Origin of the sequence: Chitinophaga sp., assembly GCF_036566945.1 — a bacterium.
Classification (GTDB): domain Bacteria; phylum Bacteroidota; class Bacteroidia; order Chitinophagales; family Chitinophagaceae; genus Chitinophaga.
Map to the genome: position 1 here is coordinate 1 of NZ_DATCVJ010000077.1, position 1,616 is coordinate 1,616.

Below are 1,616 nucleotides of genomic sequence, written 5' to 3' on the forward strand. Positions count from 1 at the left end.
GTGGAATACCGCCGTAATGTTTCAGCAAATCAGCGTAGTACCATGCCCGCAGGAAACGTGCTTCTGCCTTCATCACGTTGCGGATGTAGGATGGAATGGGTGATCCGGGCAGGTGTTTGAGTAACTGGTTTACCCTGCGGATATTGGTGTAAGGGGTATTCCAGGCATCGCCGCTGATAATAGAAGGGTTGACGGTACCGGTGGCAAACTGAATAGAGGTGGTGACGGTGGCCGACTTCTGTGGTTCGGCCTCATCGCAGGATGCATCGAGACCGCCGTTGCCGAAGCGGGTAGCGCCTTCCGCGAAGCCGATGTCGATGTAAATGTTGGTGAGGAAAGCGACGGTCCGGGCACTATCGGCAAACACCGTTTGCTCGTTCAGGTTAGTCGTTTCCGTCTGATCCAGGAAGTTTTTCTTACCACAGGAAGCGAGGGTAAGTATTCCAATGCACAGGCATACAGGAGCAGTGAACGTAGATTTCATTTTCATAACGTTAATACGTGAAGCATCCAGCTTTTGGTGATAAAATTTACATACGTGGCATAACATGGCCTGTCTGTAAGCGCCTTGTCTTACAGTGGTCCTGGTACGGAATCTTTTTTTGATCGGTTACTGTTCGTCCCTATGATATGACACCTTAAAAAAGGTGTACCGCCATTATTTTTAAATTATTTATTGGATTCCCCAGTTTTGTGCTGGCTGACTTCCCATTTCGAGTAGGAGGGTGCCGCCGGCGGCCATGTCTTCATGATTGATATAGCAGTGCTGATAAGGTTTTCCGTTTAGCCATGCACGTTGAATGTAGCGGTTTACGGGTGAATTGTTACGGGCGTTGATGATAAACTGCTTTCCTTTGGCGTAAGCCGGATCGAGTGCGATGGTAATGTGATCGAACACGGGACTGGTAATTTCGTAGCGCGTGCTGCCGGGACATACCGGGTGCAGGCCGCTGGCGGCGAGTACATACCAGGCCGACATCTGTCCTACGTCTTCATTCCCTACTAATCCTTCCACGGAATTATGGTAGGCGCGGGCGCATATTTCGCGGGTCCATTTTTGGGTGAGCCAGGGCGCGCCGAGGCGGTTGAATAAAAACGGTACATGGTGTACCGGTTCATTGGCATGGTTGTAATAATCGTTCCACATCATGTTTTCCGGTACTTTTTCGAAGAAGTTGGTCAGGTCGGCCAGTACTTTTTGTTTGCCACCCATGAGGGCTACCATGCCGGGAACATCCTGCGGTACAAACCAGCCTTGCTGATAAGGGTTGCTTTCCACGGTGCCGTATCCCTGGCGCATGCGGCCATCTTCCGGCCAGGGCTGCCAGCTGCCGTCGTCGTTGCGGGGGCGGAACCAGCCTTTACTGCTATCAAATACATTTTTGTAATTGGCGCCACGGGCGATGTATTTTTTGGCGTCGTCTTTTTTGCCTAAGGCGCCGGCAAGTTTACCGAGGCACCAGTCGAAGTAGGCGTATTCGAGTGTGAGCGACACACTTAATCCGCCGGTGGAATATCCTTTAGGACCGTTGCCAAATTTCTCCACGGAGTTTTTGGCAAAGGCGTAGCCTTTATTGATATCAAAGCCGCGGATACCTTTGATCCAGGCGTCTGTC

Annotated in this window: 2 protein-coding genes; both read right to left on the reverse strand. The window is 51.1% G+C overall.

Annotated elements, in window-relative coordinates:
- Nucleotides 1–484, reverse strand: a 484-nt coding sequence (locus VIP81_RS02245; protein WP_331956852.1) for a RagB/SusD family nutrient uptake outer membrane protein, incomplete at its 3' end; no start/stop codon positions are given.
- A gap of 189 nt (nt 485–673) precedes the next feature.
- On the reverse strand, nt 674–1,616 hold a 943-nt coding region (locus tag VIP81_RS02250; RefSeq protein ID WP_331956853.1), incomplete at its 5' end, for a glycoside hydrolase family 92 protein.